The 16,640-nt window shown below is 67.7% G+C and carries 13 protein-coding genes; 9 read left to right on the top strand and 4 right to left on the bottom strand.

Going from position 1 to position 16,640, the window contains the following annotated elements:
* Positions 1-699, top strand: coding sequence for a YoaK family protein (locus ACFVWG_RS03940; protein WP_391541619.1), 699 nt, complete (start codon positions 1-3; stop codon positions 697-699).
* A 35-nt stretch (positions 700-734) separates the two neighbouring features.
* The gene (locus ACFVWG_RS03935) at positions 735-2,228 is read left to right on the top strand and encodes a cobyric acid synthase (protein WP_391541618.1); all 1,494 of its coding nucleotides are present in this window, start codon (positions 735-737) and stop codon (positions 2,226-2,228) included.
* Positions 2,229-3,139: 911 nt separating this feature from the next.
* Here ACFVWG_RS03935 and ACFVWG_RS03930 read toward each other — a convergent pair.
* Positions 3,140-4,057, bottom strand: a complete 918-nt coding sequence (locus ACFVWG_RS03930; RefSeq protein WP_391541617.1) for a type IV toxin-antitoxin system AbiEi family antitoxin domain-containing protein — start codon at positions 4,055-4,057, stop codon at positions 3,140-3,142.
* A gap of 180 nt (positions 4,058-4,237) precedes the next feature.
* Here ACFVWG_RS03930 and ACFVWG_RS03925 point away from each other — a divergent pair, with 180 nt between their 5' ends.
* Positions 4,238-4,795, top strand: a complete 558-nt coding sequence (locus tag ACFVWG_RS03925) for a DinB family protein (RefSeq protein ID WP_391541616.1) — start codon at positions 4,238-4,240, stop codon at positions 4,793-4,795.
* 1 nt (position 4,796) lies between these two features.
* Here ACFVWG_RS03925 and ACFVWG_RS03920 read toward each other — a convergent pair whose 3' ends face one another.
* Positions 4,797-7,334, bottom strand: coding sequence for a phosphocholine-specific phospholipase C (locus ACFVWG_RS03920; protein WP_391541615.1), 2,538 nt, complete (start codon positions 7,332-7,334; stop codon positions 4,797-4,799).
* A gap of 296 nt (positions 7,335-7,630) precedes the next feature.
* Between ACFVWG_RS03920 and ACFVWG_RS03915 the strand changes: the two genes are divergently transcribed.
* Genes ACFVWG_RS03915 through ACFVWG_RS03890 form a run of 6 tightly spaced genes read left to right on the top strand, consistent with a single transcriptional unit; the run spans position 7,631 to position 12,136 of the window.
* Positions 7,631-8,173: an ATP-binding protein gene (locus ACFVWG_RS03915; RefSeq protein ID WP_391541614.1), complete on the top strand. Its 543-nt coding sequence runs from the start codon at positions 7,631-7,633 to the stop codon at positions 8,171-8,173.
* A gap of 38 nt (positions 8,174-8,211) precedes the next feature.
* Positions 8,212-9,333 carry a CaiB/BaiF CoA transferase family protein gene (locus ACFVWG_RS03910; RefSeq protein WP_391541613.1) on the top strand — a complete coding sequence of 374 codons (1,122 nt, stop codon included), beginning with the start codon at positions 8,212-8,214 and terminating at the stop codon, positions 9,331-9,333.
* Between the two features lie 34 nt (positions 9,334-9,367).
* Positions 9,368-10,510 carry an acyl-CoA dehydrogenase family protein gene (locus tag ACFVWG_RS03905; protein ID WP_391541612.1) on the top strand — a complete coding sequence of 381 codons (1,143 nt, stop codon included), beginning with the start codon at positions 9,368-9,370 and terminating at the stop codon, positions 10,508-10,510.
* 50 nt (positions 10,511-10,560) lie between these two features.
* Positions 10,561-11,157, top strand: a complete 597-nt coding sequence (locus tag ACFVWG_RS03900; RefSeq protein WP_391541611.1) for a sulfite oxidase-like oxidoreductase — start codon at positions 10,561-10,563, stop codon at positions 11,155-11,157.
* Positions 11,127-11,873, top strand: coding sequence for a ferredoxin reductase (locus ACFVWG_RS03895; RefSeq protein WP_391541610.1), 747 nt, complete (start codon positions 11,127-11,129; stop codon positions 11,871-11,873). Before ACFVWG_RS03900 ends, ACFVWG_RS03895 begins: the two co-directional genes overlap by 31 nt.
* Before the next feature lie 2 nt (positions 11,874-11,875).
* The gene (locus ACFVWG_RS03890; RefSeq protein ID WP_391541609.1) at positions 11,876-12,136 is read left to right on the top strand and encodes a DUF6510 family protein; all 261 of its coding nucleotides are present in this window, start codon (positions 11,876-11,878) and stop codon (positions 12,134-12,136) included.
* Here the strand turns inward: ACFVWG_RS03890 and ACFVWG_RS03885 are convergent.
* Together ACFVWG_RS03885 and ACFVWG_RS03880 are read right to left on the bottom strand one after the other, a co-directional pair.
* Positions 12,112-13,224: an alpha/beta hydrolase family protein gene (locus ACFVWG_RS03885; protein ID WP_391541608.1), complete on the bottom strand. Its 1,113-nt coding sequence runs from the start codon at positions 13,222-13,224 to the stop codon at positions 12,112-12,114. The genes ACFVWG_RS03890 and ACFVWG_RS03885 overlap by 25 nt on opposite strands.
* A 56-nt stretch (positions 13,225-13,280) precedes the next feature.
* On the bottom strand, positions 13,281-16,613 hold the full coding sequence (locus ACFVWG_RS03880) for an SNF2-related protein (RefSeq protein WP_391541607.1): 3,333 nt from the start codon (positions 16,611-16,613) through the stop codon (positions 13,281-13,283).
* Between the last annotated feature and the right edge of the window lie 27 nt (positions 16,614-16,640).

Below are 16,640 nucleotides of genomic sequence, written 5' to 3'. Positions count from 1 at the left end.
ATGGCCGTACCTGTAGCCCGCCGCTGGGAGGTGGGCGCATTCCTGGCGCTGACGACGGCAACCGGGCTGATCGATGCGGTCAGCTACCTGGCGCTCGGGCACACCTTCGTCGCCAACATGACCGGCAACGTGGTCTTTCTCGGTTTCGCTCTGGCACCGGATTCCGGCTTCACGGTGACCGCGCCGCTGTTCTCCCTCGCCGGCTTCCTCGTCGGGTCCCTGGCCGGTGGGCGTGTCGGCGCGGCGCTTGAGGCTCGGCCCAGGCGCTGGCTGGGAGGTGTCTTCGGGACCCAGGCGGTGCTGCTGGGGGTCGCGGCGCTGCTGGTGGGCACGGACGTGCTGGAACGGACCGGCGGTACGTCGTACGGGCTGATCTTCTTGCTGGCGGCGTGTTTCGGGCTGCAGAACGCGACCGTACGGCGGGTGGCACCGAAGGATCTGACCACCACTGTCCTCACCCTGACGCTGACCGGGCTGGCGGCGGACAGCATCCTTGCCGGCGGGCAGTCGGCCAAACCACACCGGCGGCTCGGATCAGTCGCCGCGATGTTCGCCGGTGCCGCGATCGGGGCCTTGCTGTTGCGGGAGACCACAGCCGGCGTGATCGCTCTGGCGGCTCTCGTCGTTGCCGGGGCCGCCGCCGTCTTCCTTCTCGGACCTGCGCCGGTCGCCTCAGCTGACACCGCGCGCACGGACTGAAGCGCCCTCACGCTGCGGGCCTTAGGATCGACCGCGTGGCAGGACTCCTGATCGCTGGTACGACGTCCGACGCCGGCAAGACGACCGTGGTGACCGGGTTGTGCCGCTGGCTCGCACGCCAGGGGGTACGGGTGGCGCCGTACAAGGCCCAGAACATGTCGAACAACTCGATGGTCTGCGCCGACGGTACCGAGATCGGCCGCGCGCAGTGGATCCAGGCGGTCGCCGCCGGCGCCGAGCCCGAGGCCGCGATGAACCCGGTGCTGCTCAAACCCGGCAGCGACCGCCGCAGCCACGTCGTACTGATGGGCCAGCCGTGGGGCGAACTCTCCGCCCGCGGTTTCCTGACCGAGCGCGCCGAGCTCGCCAAGGCAGCCTTCGCCGCGTACGACGACCTCGCCTCCCGCTACGACGTGGTGATCGCCGAGGGCGCGGGCAGTCCCACCGAGATCAACCTTCGCCAGTCGGACTACGTGAACATGGGCCTCGCCCAGCACATCAAATCGCCGGTCGTCGTGGTCGGCGACATCGATCGCGGGGGAGTGTTCGCCTCGATGTTCGGCACGGTCGCGCTGCTCGACGCTGCCGACCAGGCCCTGATCAGCGGCTTCCTGGTGAACAAGTTCCGCGGCGACGTCTCGCTCCTCCAACCCGGCATCGACATGCTCACCGCAGTCACCGGCCGCCCGACGTACGGGATCCTCCCGTGGCTGCCGGAGCTCTGGCTGGACTCCGAGGACGCCCTCGACATCCCGGTACGGCGTACCTCCGCGAGCGCCGACGTGTTGTCGATCGCGGTCGTCCGCTTCCCGCGGATCAGCAACTTCACCGACCTCGACGCGCTCGCCGCCGAGCCCACCAACAGCGTCTTCTTCACCACCAGCCCGGCCGAAGTCCGTGACGCCGACCTCGTCGTCCTCCCCGGCTCCCGCGCCACCGTCTCCGACCTGGCCTGGCTCCGCTCGCTAGGCCTCGACACCGCCCTTGTTGCTCGCGCCGCCCAATCTCGCCCCATCCTGGGCATCTGCGGCGGCTACCAACTCCTCGGTGGCGTGATCACCGACCCCGACGGCGTCGAAGGCGGCGGCACTCACACCGGCCTAGGTCTGTTGCCAGTAGCAACCGAATTCGCCCGCGCCAAAACCCTCGCCCGCCCGGCACCAACGGCGTACGAGATCCACCACGGCGTGGTGACAGTCACCGGCGACGCCGACCCCTTCCCCGGCGGCTGCCGCACCGCCACCACCTGGGGCACCATCTGGCACGGCCTCCTCGACGACGACGCAGCCCGGCACGCCTTCCTCACCGAGATCGCCACCCTCACCAGCAAGCCCGCCCCCGACGGCACCACCTCCTTCGCCGCCCTCCGCGAATCCCGCCTCAACCGCCTAGCCGACGCCATCGACACCCACGTCAACACCGACGCCCTCCTGGAGTTGATCCACCAAGGCCCCACCCCCGCCCCCTTCATCCCACCCGGCGCCCCACCCGCACCCCCTAATCCCGCCGACACGAACGACTGCAGGTAGTCCCGCCCCACCGCCCCCGCCACCGCCCCGCGCAGATCGCCGTACCTGCAGTCCGTAGTGCAACCCCTGCCCACCGCCCACTGTGGTCGCGGCCGCGCCAACCGACCTCGCTCCGCCTGGCCGGCGGTCCGGGCGCCAGCACGAAGGACTGCAGGTAGTCCCGCTCCTGCCGGCGCGGTGTCCTGGTCCACGCGTGAGTGACCGCCGCGCACCGCCATACCTGCAGTCCGTAGTGCGACCGCGGTCCGCTGTGAAGTGTGGTGAAGGCGGGGCCATCCGACCTCACGTCACGTGGCTGGTGATCCGGGGTGCCGTGCACGAAGGACTGCAGGTAGTCGCGCTCGCGGCTGGTTTGGCTGGGGGGGGGTCACGCGTGGGTGAGCGGGGTGGATCGGCGTACCTGCAGTCCGTCGTGCAACCGCGGTCCGCTGCGAAGTGTGGTCTGGCAGGGCCAACCGACCTCACCTCACGTGGCTGGTCATCCGTAGTGCAACCCCTGTCCACCTCCCGCTGCGGTCGCGGCCGCGCCAACCGACCTCGCTCCGCCTGGCCGGCCGTCCGGGCGCCAGCACGAAGGACTGCAGGTAGTCCCGCTCCCGCTGGCGCGGTGTCCTGGTCCACGCGTGAGTGACCGCCGTGCAGATCGGTGTACCTGCAGTCCGTAGTGCGACCGCGGTCCGCCGCGAAGCGTGGTCAAGGCCGCGCCAACCGACACCGAGGCACTCAACAAGGTCGACCCCGGACCTCACGTCACGTGGCTGGTGATCCGGGGTGCCGAGCACGAAGGACTGCAGGTAGTCGCGCTCCGGGCTCGTTTGGCTGAGGGGTCACGCGTGGGTGAGCGGGGTGGATCGGCGTACCTGCAGTCCGTCGTGCAGTCGGGAGGTGGCGTTGTGGACGGCGAGTGGCGGCTAGGCGGCCCAGTCGGCTGGGACGGTTGTGAGGGTGGCGACCGGGGCGAGCGTCGTACTGGGTGTTCTTAGGGCTAGGGCGGTGCGTACGCGGTCGATGACCCAGGCGGAGTCGTGGAGGATCTGCTGGTAGGTGAAGCGCAGGACCAGCCAGCCGGCGGCGACGAGGTTGTTGTAGCGGCGGCAGTCGGCGGCGAAGGCGATGGACGAGCTGTGGTAGCCGTAGCCCTCGGCCTCGAGGGCGAGCCGGGCCGCTCGATGTCCGAGATCCACACGGCCGATGAATCCGTCGGCGTCGCGGACCACGACCTGGGGCTCGAACTCGGTGAGTCCGGCGGAGATCAGCAAGCCGCGCAGGATGGACTCCAGGAAGCTTTCCGCGAGTGCTGTCGCGGAGTCTGCGACCCGGCGGGCTGTCGGTCGCCCGGGGCCGCGCATGGCGATTGCCGCGTTCTCGAGCTCGTGGCGACCCAGCTCACCGCTGCGGAGGGCGGCGTCGGCGAGGGCGAGTGCCTCGCCGAACGGGAGGATTCGCGAGCAGTCGACGACTGTGCGGAGTAGCGACGTCATGCGCTTGTCGCGCTCGTCGGGGGTGACGGACGCCCAGTGCAGTACGGCGGGGCGGCGGCTCCGCGGGTGGCGCCGCAGGGGGAGGATGACGTGTGGTTTGTCCGGTTGACGTAACAGCGGCAGGCCCCAGAGGTGAGCGGCGCTGAGGTGCGACGCGACGCCGTCGTACGCCAAAGCAGTCAACCGCTCCGGACCTAGCGCGGGCAACGCATAGACCCCGCGCGCGACCCGCTCGATGCCGCCGCGCGACACAGCCTCCGCCAGCGCCGTTCGTGTGACCAACTGGCGCAACTGGGCAGACGTCGCCCAGCCACCGAGGTGGGCCAGGATCTCGTCGACGAGCAGCACTCCACCAGGTTGCCAAAGTTGGGCGGATCGCGGCGCGAGTTATCCACAGGCGGCACGAAGGACTGCAGGTAGTGGGGTCCGGCGCGCGTGCCGGCAGCTGGGGCGGGGCAGCTGGGGGACTACTACCTGCAGTCGGTCGTGCGGCTGGGATTGTCCGGGGGCTCGGTTAGCGTGCTGGGTATGAAGACGGTGCTGCATGACTACTTGAAGGGCACGCGGGCGTTGTTGCTGGCGAAGCTGGAGGGGATCAGCGAGTTCGACCGGCGGCGGCCGTTGGTGCCGTCGGGGTCGAACCTGCTGGGGCTGGTGAAGCATTTGGCTGGGATCGAGTACGTGTACCTGGGGACTAGCGTGGGGCGGCCGCCGGCGGAGGTGTTGCCGTGGGAGGCGGACGGGTCGGTGTGGGACGGGGCTGACATGTGGGCTCAGCCGAGTGAGAGCACGGAGTACATCACCGACCTCTATCGCAAGGCTTGTGCGCACGGGGATGAGTCGATCGCGCAGTTCGACTTGGATACGCCGGCCGAGGTGCCGCATTGGGGTGAGGACCAGCGTCGTACGACGTTTGGTGCGTTGCTGGTTCGGATGGTCGACGAGACCGCGCATCACGCGGGTCACGCCGACATCATCCGGGAGCTGATCGACGGGCAGGGTGGCTCCGACGCCGGCATGCTGGACGAGGCCGGCTGGTCGGAGTACTACACCACCATTCAGCGCGCGGCTGAGACCTTCAAGTAGGTCACCAACCCAGCGGCGTGATCTCGGCGGCGCTGGTCCACGGGCCGCGGTTTCCGGCCTCGGTCAGTGCACGCAGCCGGATGTAGCGAGCGGTCGTCGGCCAGCAGCGGACGGTCTTGGCGTCGGCCGTGTCGGCGAACCGGCCGGTGGTGTGGGCTGAGCCCCAGTTGGTGCCGTCGGTGCTGAGGTAGACCTCGTACTGACCGATGCGCCCGTTGGCGCTGCCGTCCTGGCGCGGCAACACGGTGAGCCCCGTGACGGTTCGTGCGGACCCCAGATCGAGCTGGATCTCGTGCGGCAGTGCGGCGGCGGGCTCGCTCCACCGCGAGTGCCAGTACGTCGCTGAGTTCCGGTCGAGGACCGCGGACGCGGGCTCGGAGCTCTCTTGGCTGTCGAAGGACCGGACGGATGCGGCGAGCCGACCGGATGCCATCACCGGGTCGCTGATCCCGGATGCGCCCTTCTCGAGCCGCCCGGCGAACCGGCGGCTGAACCCATCGGTCGTGTCAGCGGTAGCGGTCAGGTCGTACCAGCCGTCAGCACCGTTCGCCGTACTCCACCAGTCCTCGACGCTGGCACCAGCAGCGACGCTGTAGGTCCACGGACCACCAGCACGATTGTTGGTCTGGATGGTGATCACGCACGCCTTGGACCCGGAGTTCGTCATCTTGAGCCAGACCAGGTTGTCGGCTGGCGCATACCGCAGCGTGACCTCGGGGTTGGCGTTCCCGCTGGTCGTCGCCGTGATCCGGTTCCCGGTGAACCGCCGTAGAAAGCCATTCGGGCCGGCGACGGTCAGGTCGTAGGCGCCAGTCGGCGTACCGGCTTGCCAGTAGTCGGAAACGTTGCTTCCGGCACCGACTGTGTAGCGCCACGGCCCGTCGGTCCGGAAGGCGTTGGCATACACGTAAAAGTGCGCGCCGGCCGAGCCCGTGTTGCTGAAGTCGATCCAGAAGTTGTCGGCGGCAACTCGACCGGAGACGGTCAACGCGTAGGGCAACGGTCGCGACGTCCGCGCACCGGCTTCCTGCACAGGCAGTGCCTGGTTGGCAGGCGGAGCCGGGTACGTCGTTTCCCATCCGGGCGTCGGGGGAGTGGTGGGCAGCGTCGGGTAGCTGGGGTTCGATGTCGTCAGGTCCAGTGCGGAGGTGAGGTCACCGCAGACCGCGCGTCGCCAGGGCGAGATGTTCGGTTCGGCGATCCCTGACCATTGCTCGAGGAACCGCAGTACCGACGTGTGGTCGAAGACCTGTGAGCAGACGTTGCCGCCGCGACTCCACGGCGACACCACCAGCATCGGGACCCGATTACCGAGGCCGATCGGCTCGCCGTTCACCAGTTCGTCGGCGATCCCCGGAGTCGACTGGCCCTCGTCCGCGTTCACCGGCGGCACGGGCGGCGGTACGTGATCGAAGTAGCCGTCGTTCTCGTCGTACGTGATCAGGACGAGCGTCTTGTTCCACACCGCCGGATTCGAGGCGAGCTTGTCGAGGATCTCCTTGGTGAAGTTGGCGCCCTCGGCCGGACCCCAGGCCGGGTGCTCACACTTCGGTTCCGGCGCCACGATCCACGAGACCGCTGGCAGCCGCCCGGCGGCAATGTCATCCCTGAAGGCGGGCACGAGCTGGTCCGCGCCGACGCGCGCCAAGCCGCGGTCGTACAGCCGGCGCTCGGCCGCCGTCAGTGTGGCGACCCCGTCCGCGAGCTGCTTCAGCAGGGTCGCGCGCTGCGATGCGTTCCCGGGCCGGACGCCTTGGTCGTAGAAGAACTCGAGCTTGCTGTACGACGTCTTGGCGAGCGCCTTCCGCCCGACGTCGAGGAACTTCTTGAAGTAGTCGAGCGAGTTGTCGCCGTAGTTGTCCCACTCCTGATAGACCTTCCAGCTCTTGCCGGCGGCCTCGAGCCGTTCCGCGTACGTCGTCCAGGTGTAGCCGGTGTGGCTCGGGTTCTGCCACGCATCGTTGCCGATGGCCCGGTTCGACGTCCCGGGTTCATATCCGAGCATGCCGGTGAACAGGTAGAACCGGTTGGGATTCGTGGGGCCGAGTTCGGAACAGTGATAGGCGTCGCAGATCGTGAACGCGTCCGCGAGGGCGTAATAGAACGGCAGCTCGGATCTCATCAGGGTCGCCATGCTGTACTTCGACTTCTGCGGAACCCATTGATCCATGCGGCCGTGGTTCCAGGCGTTGTGGCCGGACGCCCAGTCGTGCGGTGTCCCGGTCATGTACTGACTCGCCACCGGGTACGGCAGCACATACCCGGAACCGTTCGGCTGGTAGAACACGGACCGGCCGGTCGGCAACGTTCGAGCCAGCGGATCGTTGAACCCGCGAACCCCGCGCAGCGTCCCGTAGTAGTGGTCGAAGGAGCGGTTCTCCTGCATCAGGATCACCACGTGCTCGATCATCTCCAGACCGCCGGTGGGGGCGGGCGCGGCGAGCGCGCGCTGCAGGCTGTCGGGGAGAGCGGAGAAGACGCCGGCGGCCGCAGCCGTGAGTCCGGTCGTCCGGAGGAAGTCACGCCTGTCCATTGTCATGTTCTAACCTGTTCGTTCGGGGCGGTAGTGTGCAGTACTGCGCACCTGGTTTAGCGGCCGCCGGTGAGCACGTCAAGATCACGCGTTGGACATTGCCCGGAGAGCTACGAATGTTGGTGGAAATGACCTCTGGGTACGGCCTGTTGTCCGTCTGCGCGCAGGTATAACGTCACAATCCAGCGCCCCAGACCCCGGCGACGGCACGACGTCGAGCACGTCCAGGGGCGGGTTCCATGATCGGCAGTTCCGCAGCACATCCCTCGGAAGCAGCGCACTCCCGAAGTGCCGCCGCGCGGGTGACCGCCGATCGGCAGCGCGGCGAGCTGGACGTCGAGGTGCGGGTCGAGGTGCAGATCGGTATGGATGGCTACGACGAGGTGATCGTGGTCCGGCCGGCCGGCGTGCTGTCGATCGCGACGGTCTTCGACCTCGGCGAAGTTCAGCCCGCGGCCGACGCTGACCGCCGCCTCGCCATTCAACGGCTCCCGTACGACGTCCGCAGCGCGCGGATCTCCCGCCGTCATGTCGTCCGCGTGTGCACGGACTGGGGATGCCTCGGGCTGCTCGACCGGGCCCTCACCGTCAGCGACGAGCTGATCAGCAACGGCCTGCGGCACTCCGAGGGCGAGCTGATTCATCGGCTGGAGTTCCGGGACGGCCTCTTGGTCATCGCGGTGACCGACGGATCCCCGGTGCTGCCGGTACTGCGTCCGTTGGTACCGGGGGAGTTGCGCACGAACGGCTATGGACTGCAGCTCGTTGCTGCGCAGTCCGCGTCCTGGGGGTCGGCGCCGACCGCGGCCGGCGGGAAGGTCGTCTGGGCTGTGCTGTGCCGATGACTTGACGACTGTGACAGTAGAACTGTCACAATGGCGGCATGGGACCCCTGGAAGGCGTGAAGGTCGTCGAGCTGGCCGGGATCGGTCCGGCGCCGTTCGCGTGCATGCTGCTGGCCGAGCTCGGTGCCGAGGTGCTGCGGATCGAGCGGCCGGGTGGCGGGCTAGCGATGGGACCGCCCGAGCTGGAGCTCGTCAACCGCGGTCGCCGCAACGTCGCGCTCGACCTGAAGAACCCGGCCGCGATCGACGTCGTACGGCGTTTGGTCGCGGAGGCCGACGTACTGGTCGAGGGGTTCCGGCCGGGCGTGGCTGAACGGCTCGGCGTCGGTCCGGAGGACTGTGCGGCGATCAACCCGCGGCTCGTCTACGGCCGGATGACCGGCTGGGGTCAGGACGGACCGCTGGCTCAGGCCGCCGGGCATGACATCGACTACCTCGCGTTGTCGGGTGCGCTGCACCTGATCGGCCGAGCCGGGGGACCGCCGCAGGTCCCGGCGAACATCCTCGGCGACTTCGCGGGAGGATCGCTCTACCTGGTGGTCGGCGTACTGGCTGCTCTGCACAACGCGCGGCGGACCGGTCAGGGCCAGGTTGTGGATGCCGCGATCGTGGACGGCTCCGCCCATCTGACCACCATGCTGCTGGGTGCACTGGCAGGCGGAGCGTGGAAGCAGGAGCGCGGGACGAATCTGCTCGACACCGGGGCACCGTTCTACGACGTGTACGAGACAGCCGACGGCCTGCACATGGCGGTCGGCGCGATCGAGCCGCAGTTCTATGCCGAGCTGATCAGCAAGCTCGGCATCGAGGCGCCGGATCGCTATGACCAGGCGAACTGGCCCGAGCTGCACAAGCTGCTGGCCGAGACCTTCCGGCAGCGGCCGCAGGCCGAGTGGACCGAGCTCTTCGACGGATCCGACGCCTGCGTCGCCCCGGTCCTGCCACTCGCCGGTGACCATCCGCATCTCGAAGCCCGCGGCACGTTCGTGGACAAGGACGGCGTCCGCCAGGCCGCGCCCGCACCACGTTTCTCCCGTACGCCGACCTCCCTCGACCGGCCGCCGGCTAAAGCCGGTCAGCACACCCGAGAAGCCTTGGCTGACTGGGGCATCACCGACATCGACGGTCTGCTCGAGGCCGGCGCCGCCCATCAGAATTAAGCGCTGTCAGATCTGATCTGAAAGGACACCGCCTGTGGAACGTCAGCTCTTCGACGCCGATCACGACGCCTTCCGGGAGACCGTCCGGGCCTTCTGTGACAAGGAGATCGTCCCGCATCACGCTGCCTGGGAAGAGGCCGGCATCGTGCCGCGGGAACTCTGGACCACGGCCGGTCAGACCGGGCTGCTCGGGTTCATGGTTCCGGAGGAGTACGGCGGCGGTGGGGTGCGCGACTTCCGGTTCAACGCGGTGCTCCTCGAGGAGGCGGCCCGGGCACACGCCAGTGGGGTCGGATTCTCGCTGCACACCGACATCGTCTCGGCGTACCTGCTCGACTATGCGAACGACGAACAGAAGGCTCGCTGGCTGCCCGGATTCTGCTCCGGCGAGACGATCACCGCCATCGCGATGAGCGAGCCCGGCGCGGGCAGCGACCTGCAGGCCATCCAGACCACTGCCCGCCGCGACGGCGACCACTACGAACTGAACGGCCAGAAGACGTTCATCTCCAACGGCATCCTGTCCGACCTGGTGATCGTGGTCGCCAAGACCCACCCGGACGCCGGCGCCCAGGGCATCTCGCTGATCGTCGTCGAGCGTGGAATGGAAGGCTTCGAACGCGGCCGCAACCTCGACAAGATCGGCCTCAAGGCCCAAGACACGGCCGAACTCTTCTTCGACAACGTCCGTGTCCCCGCCACCAACCTCCTCGGCGAAGAGGGCAAGGGCTTCGTCTATCTGATGCAGAAGCTCCCCCAGGAGCGCCTCGCCATCGCCGTGATCGCCGTCGCCGCCTGCGAGAACGTCCTCGACGAAACCCTGCGCTACGTCAAGGAACGGACCGCGTTCGGCCGCCCGATCGGCTCGTTCCAGAACAGCCGCTTCGTGCTCGCCGAACTCGCCACCGAGATCCAGATCGCCCGCGTCTTCGTCGACCGGTGCATCACCGAACTCAACGCCGGCACCCTCACCGTCGCCGAGGCCGCGATGGCCAAGTGGTGGACCACCGAACTCCAGAAGAAGGTCGTCGACCGCTGCCTGCAGCTGTACGGCGGCTACGGGTTCATGACCGAGTACCCGATCGCCAAGGCCTACCTCGACACCCGCGTCCAGACGATCTACGGCGGCACCACCGAAATCATGAAAGAAATCATCGGCAGAACGATGGGCATCTGAGAGGTCCGGATGGTTGACTGCCCTCAGGTAATGCCTGAGGGAGGTCGGCCATGGGGATTGTTTCGCCGGGGTTCACCGGTCGTCATCGCACTGGGACGGACCTTCCGCCGGGGCAGTACCTGACGCATGATTTTCCGGTGCTGTCGGCGGGGCCGACACCGCAGGTGCGGACCGAGCACTGGGAATTCACCGTGACCACGGAGACCGGTGAGAAGCACAAGTGGGACTGGGCCGCGCTGCTCGCACTGCCGTCCGACGAGATCACGAAGGACATCCACTGCGTGACGCGGTGGTCGAAGCTGCAGACCGAGTGGCAGGGCGTCTCGCTCGACACGCTGCTGGCGGATGTCGAGACCGGCGCGGACTTCGCGCTCGTGAGCAGCTACGGCGGCTACACGACCAACCTGCCGTTGGACGACCTGCTGGACGGTCAGGCCTGGATCGCCTATGAGTACGAGGGCGAACCGATCGACCCCGAGCACGGCGGGCCGGCGCGGTTGCTGGTGCCGCACCTGTACTTCTGGAAGAGCGCGAAGTGGGTCCGCGGTCTCACGCTCTCCGATAGTGAAGACCTCGGTTTCTGGGAGACGGCCGGCTACCACGAGTACGGAGACCCATGGAAAGAACAGCGGTACGCCGGCGACTGAGCTGGCAGGTCGCCACCGTCGCCGAGGTACGGCGGGAGACAGCGACGGCCAGCACGATCGTGCTCGACGTTCCGGACTGGCCCGGTCACCTCGCCGGGCAGCATCTCGATGTCCGGCTGACCGCGGAAGACGGCTACCGCGCCTCCCGGTCGTATTCGATCGCGTCAGCTTGGACCGGGACCGGTCCGACGATTGAGCTGACGGTCGAGCAGGTGCCGGACGGCGAAGTCTCGCCGTACCTGGTCGAGGTCTTGAAGCCCGGCGACCCGCTCGAGCTGCGCGGCCCGGTCGGCGGCTGGTTCGTCTGGAAGCCCGAGCAGGAAGAGCCGGTCCAGTTGATAGGCGGCGGCTCCGGCGTCGTACCGCTGCGGGCAATGCTGCAGGCCCACACCTCGAGTACGACGCCAGTCCGGCTGCTGTACTCCGTCCGTCGACCGACGTCCGTGATCTACGTGGACGACCTGAAGCAGCTCGCCGCAGCCGACAACGTCCACGTCAGTCTCGTCTATACCCGCGAAGCTCCTCCGGGGGAGACGCGGGTCGGCCGCATCGACGCCGACGTCATCGACCGGCTCACCTTCACCCCGGCCGACGAACCGACGACGTACGTCTGCGGCCCGACGCCGTTCGTGGAGACCGTGGCCGACCTACTCGTTGCCGCCGGCCACGATCCCGCCCGGATCCGCACCGAGCGCTTCGGTCCAACAGGGGGTTAGCAATGACTGACTATCTGGACGGCAATGCCGCCGCCGGCGCGCTGAGCGAGGTGTTCGCAGTCGACGTCACCGCCGCGATCACCCGCTGCGACGGCTGCGGCCAGACCGGTGTCTTCGCGGACACTCGCCTCTACCTCAACGCGCCTGGCATGGTCGCCCGCTGCCCGGGTTGTGACCACGTGCTGCTGCGCGTGGTCACCACCCCGACCGAGACGTACGTCGACCTCCGTGGCCTGACCTACCTGAGGCTCCCCACGCCCTGATCCACCTTCACATTGACCGCGAACGGCCGCACGGCACCGGTGAGCAATGGCATGCCGCTGCGGTCGTTCAGCAGGTAGCGCCGGAAGAACGCCGACGTGTACGCCGTCGCGACCGACCGCTGCTGCGGTTCGCTCATCCGCTGGTCCTTGCAGTCCGCGGGTGCGTCGTCGTACGCGCCGACCTGGCCGCTCGACGGTGACCACTGGGTGTTGAAGAAGTCGTGGTTGGCGCCGCGCACAGTCCACTCGTAGAGCGGCTGCTTGTTGTTGGCCTGCAGGTAGTCGTAGACGTTGCCGCGGACCGCGCCGTCACAGGTACCGACGAAGGCCCCGACCGGAATGTTCGTGATCCGGTAGCCGTCGAGCTCGGGGTTGTTCGGGTCGTCGTCGGGGGAGTACGGCTCGGCGGCGGCGAGGGGGATGACCGCCTTGATCCGGACGCCGGCCGGCCAGTCCTTCTGGTGGAGGTCGGCGGCCTCGAACAGCGTGCCGCGGCCACCGCGCGAGTGGCCCATCAGACCGACGTTCGTCAGATCGGCATGGCCCTTGAAGTTCACCGGCAACTTGCCGGCCAGCGGTCCGCCGCCGGCCGTCGACAGTTGCTGCCACATCTTCAGGTGCTGGTTGATCAGGGCAGCGCGGGCCTCGTCCTGCTCCTGGCCCATCCGGGCCTTGGAACCGTTCGCGCTGATCGAGATCACGATCATGCCTTGCGCGGCGAGCGTCGTACCGAGGTAGTCGTAGCCGCGGTAGTTCGGGATCTCCGGCGTGCCTTTCGCGCACGGCCAGGCGTCCAGCTTCTCGTAGTCCTGGTCCTTCCAGGCCTGCTTGTCCGCACAACTGATCCACAGACCATGCGAGATCAGTACGACGGGATAGCGGTGCCCTGCGAGGTCTTTCGGGTAGTGCACGACGGCGGTGAGCTCGCCCTTCGCGGGCGTCCCGTCGGCCGATGGTGGGAGCTCGAACACCGAGTCTCCCAGGGAATAGGTGGCGATGCCGACCCGGTGCGTGGTGGATGCGGTTGCTGTGGGCAACCAAACCACCGAGAGCAGGAGGGCGGCTGCAGCGGTCAGGATCTTCTTCACCCAACCACGACGCGCGGCCGGCCGTTTCGGTTGTCGCCGGCAGCATCCGGCGCCGATCAGCTGAACAGGCCCCGGATGTCGTCAGCACTCAGGCCGGCGCCGAACGCGTTGCCCTCGTCCATCACGCTGGCGAACAAGGCTGCCTTGCGCGCCTTCAGCTCCATCACCTTCTGCTCGATGGTGTCCTTGGCGATCAAGCGATAGACCATCACGGTTCGGTGCTGACCGATCCGGTGGATCCGGTCCACGGCCTGCGCCTCGGTGGCCGGGTTCCACCAAGGGTCGAGCAGGAAGCAGTAGTCGGCTTCGGTCAGGTTCAGGCCGACACCACCCGCCTTGAGGCTGATCAGGAACAGCGGCGCGTCGCCGTCCTTGAACTTCTTCAGCACGGCCGGCCGATTGCGGGTGCTGCCGTCGAGATAGCAGTAGTCCACTCCGTCGGCGTCCAGTCGCTGCCGGACCAGATTCAGGAATCCGGTGAACTGACTGAAGATCACTGCCCGGTGCCCACTGCCGATGATGTCGGGAAGCTGCTCCAGCAAGGCCTCGATCTTCGCGCTGGGCAGTCCACCGTAGGCGTCGTCGATCAATCCCGCATGCAGGCTCAGCTGCCGCAGGAGGGTGAGCGACCGGAAGATGGTGAATCGGTTCTTGTCGAGGTCGCCGACCAAGCCGAGGACCTTCTGCCGTTCGCGCTGCAGGTGTGTCTGGTACAGCTTGCGGTGCCGGGGCTGAAGCTCCACCTCGATCACCTGCTCCTGCTTGGCCGGCAGGTCAGCTGCAACCTGCTCCTTGGTTCTGCGCTTGACCAGCGGCTTGATCCGGCGGCGCAGCTGGGCCAGCCGCTCGGAACTGCCCTGCTTCTCGATCGGACGGGCGTAGTACTCGTCGAAGCGGGCCGGGCTGGGGAAGAGGCCCGGCGACGTGATCGACAGCAGCGACCACAGCTCCATCAGGTTGTTCTCCATCGGGGTTCCGGTGATGGCCAGCTTGAACGGTGCCGGCAGGCGTCGGCAGGCCTGGTAGAGCTTGGACTGGTGGTTCTTGGCGAACTGCGCTTCGTCCAGGATCAGCCCCGACCAGGATCGATCGGCATAGGCGTCGATATCGAGACGGAGCAGCGTGTACGAGGTCACCACGACGTCGGCATCGCCGATCGCTTCGTCGAGCGTCTGGCCGCGGCGGCGCAGCGTGTCGGCGATCGACACGACCTTCAGGCCGGGTGCGAACCGGGCCGCTTCGGAAGGCCAGTTCGACACGACGCTGGTGGGGGCGACGATCAGGAACGGAGCAGGAGCGGCTTCGGTCGCCTTGACATGGGCGATCAAGGCCAGTGTCTGCAGCGTTTTGCCGAGCCCCATGTCGTCGGCCAGAATGCCGCCGAGCCCGAACTTCCAGAGGAAGGCCAGCCAGCGGAATCCGTCGACCTGGTAGGGCCGCAGCGAGGCCTGGATCGTGGTGGGCAGCTCTGCGTGGACGGCCGAGTCGATGGATCGCAGTGCGGCCAACTGCTGTTTCCAGGCCTTTGCCTGGCGGCCGACCACGCCCAGTGCTTCCAACTCGTCCCACAGACCGACCTGGTACCGGCTGATCTTCAGGCCGTCGCTGGGGGCGTCCTGGAGGGCCTTTGCCTCCTCTACCAAGGTCCGCAGCGTCTGGAGCTCCGGCTTCTCGAGGCTGAAGTAGGCACCGTCGGGAAGGAGCAGGTAGGCCTCCCCGGTGGTCAGGGCGCGGAAGACGTCGACGAAGGGCACCTTCCTTCCTTCGACCGTGATCGAGATCCCGAGGTCGAACCAGTCCGTCTCACCGGCCGGCGCCGAGGTCGAGACCCCGATGGCCAGCGAGTCGCCTGCTTCGCGATAGTCGACCGGCGTTCCGCTCACCACCACATCCACGTCAGGCTGCACGGCCAGGCGGGGAAGCAGCTCGGTGCTGAACCGCAAGGTCTCGAGCCCGCGGAGGGTGGAGTCGGGGTGCAGATCCTCCGGCAGATCGAGATCGGTCAGGATCTCGAGTTCCTTGGCCGAATCACGGTAGAGGTCGCTTTCCGACGGGCCTGCTCCCAGCGGCAGGCGGACTTGCGCGTCGTCGATCTGGTAGAGCCAGCTCCAGCTGAGATCCAGCACATGGCCGTCGCCGTAGCCGGCCTGCAGGCTCAGCTGCGGGCCGGAGATCGCCGGGGGCGAGAAGGACCCGTCCGACGAGCCGACGGATGCCACTCGCCGAAGCTGCGGGTAGTACTCCGCGCGGAAGCGGGCGTTCTCGGCCGGAGGGATCCGCACCTCTTGGCCGGCCAGCACGACTTGCTGGAGCCCTTGCGGTACCGACGGAGAAAGCCTTGCCAGCCGGAACCGTACCTCGGCCGGATCGGCTGCCTGCTGCGGCTGGTCTGCCCAGATCAGTCCGTGCCCCGCGGCGCCGATGAATCCGATGGGCACCAGGTTCCGCGCCGGACCGTCTCCATCAGAGGTGACCCGAATGACCGGTCGAACCACCAGTGAGTCGTCCGAGGCGTCCTGCGTGACGTCCAGGCTGAACTCGGCCTCGTCGTACGGATCGAGGTCTCCCTGGCGTTTCTTGCCGTGGACCAACCGCACACCGACGGAGAGGGCTTGGTCCAGGAGCGTCCAGAGCTGCCGGCTGTTGAAGTCGGACAGTGTGATGAGCTTGTCGTCGTTGTAGTGGCTGAAGTCTTCTCTGCGCGAGTTGTAGGAGGCGTAGAGCTCCTTGAGTACTTGCACGTGCGCGGCGACCAGCTCGCCGTAGGGGTTGCTCAGCCTGCCCCAGCTCAGGTTTCCCCGCACCCAGCCGGTCCGGCCTGCCTTCATCACGCGTGCCATCAGCCGGGGCCGTTCCGGTGCCGACCACTGCCCAGGGTACGGCGAAGGTGCCGTGGACAAGGTCAGCTCGATCGCGAGCGGCGCTGCGTGGGGGCGGTCGGTCGCAGTGCCCTGTGTGCCAAGTATCAGACCGAGCGAAGTCTCCCAGGTGGGTGCTCGTACAACCGCCGGTCGAGCGGGTGGCCGTGAAGTCGTCGGTTGGAAACTCGGCAAAGCCGGCTGGGATGCGGCCGGTGCCACGGCGGCGGACGCGATCGCCTCCAGAACCAATGCGGCGGCATGTTTGCAGTCGAACATGACCGGGCAGGTGCACTCACCTTGGATGTACTCCGCTCGGCCATAGCCAGGAGAAGAGAGCTGGACCATCGTCTCGTAGAACTCTTCCAAGCGTCCACGCACCCGGCCGTGCAGCACCTTCGCCTCGGGGTCCCACCACATCGACCGGACCGCTCTGTTGCGGGCGTAGTCGAGCCCTTTGGAGTAGGTCGTCGCGCCGACCGCTCTCTTGACCTCGGCCGGACTCAGGTCACCCACGCTCACCGACTTCATGCGCGAACGCTATCCGCCGCTTCCGAC

This window comes from Kribbella sp. NPDC058245 (genome assembly GCF_042882005.1).
Classification (GTDB): Bacteria; Actinomycetota; Actinomycetes; order Propionibacteriales; family Kribbellaceae; genus Kribbella.
Note: the sequence above shows the minus strand (reverse complement) of the source record. Positions and strands in the feature narration are given on the sequence as shown.

What these genes read in the sequence shown, in the direction of transcription:
- ACFVWG_RS03940 (WP_391541619.1), top strand. Translation starts at nt 1, where the DNA reads ATGGCCGTACCTGTAGCCCGCCGCTGGGAGGTGGGCGCATTCCTGGCG.
- ACFVWG_RS03925 (WP_391541616.1), top strand. Translation starts at nt 4,238, where the DNA reads ATGAAGACGGTGCTGCATGACTACTTGAAGGGCACGCGGGCGTTGTTG.
- ACFVWG_RS03920 (WP_391541615.1), bottom strand. Translation starts at nt 7,334, where the DNA reads ATGACAATGGACAGGCGTGACTTCCTCCGGACGACCGGACTCACGGCT.
- ACFVWG_RS03910 (WP_391541613.1), top strand. Translation starts at nt 8,212, where the DNA reads ATGGGACCCCTGGAAGGCGTGAAGGTCGTCGAGCTGGCCGGGATCGGT.
- ACFVWG_RS03900 (WP_391541611.1), top strand. Translation starts at nt 10,561, where the DNA reads ATGGGGATTGTTTCGCCGGGGTTCACCGGTCGTCATCGCACTGGGACG.
- ACFVWG_RS03895 (WP_391541610.1), top strand. Translation starts at nt 11,127, where the DNA reads ATGGAAAGAACAGCGGTACGCCGGCGACTGAGCTGGCAGGTCGCCACC.
- ACFVWG_RS03890 (WP_391541609.1), top strand. Translation starts at nt 11,876, where the DNA reads ATGACTGACTATCTGGACGGCAATGCCGCCGCCGGCGCGCTGAGCGAG.
- ACFVWG_RS03880 (WP_391541607.1), bottom strand. Translation starts at nt 16,613, where the DNA reads ATGAAGTCGGTGAGCGTGGGTGACCTGAGTCCGGCCGAGGTCAAGAGA.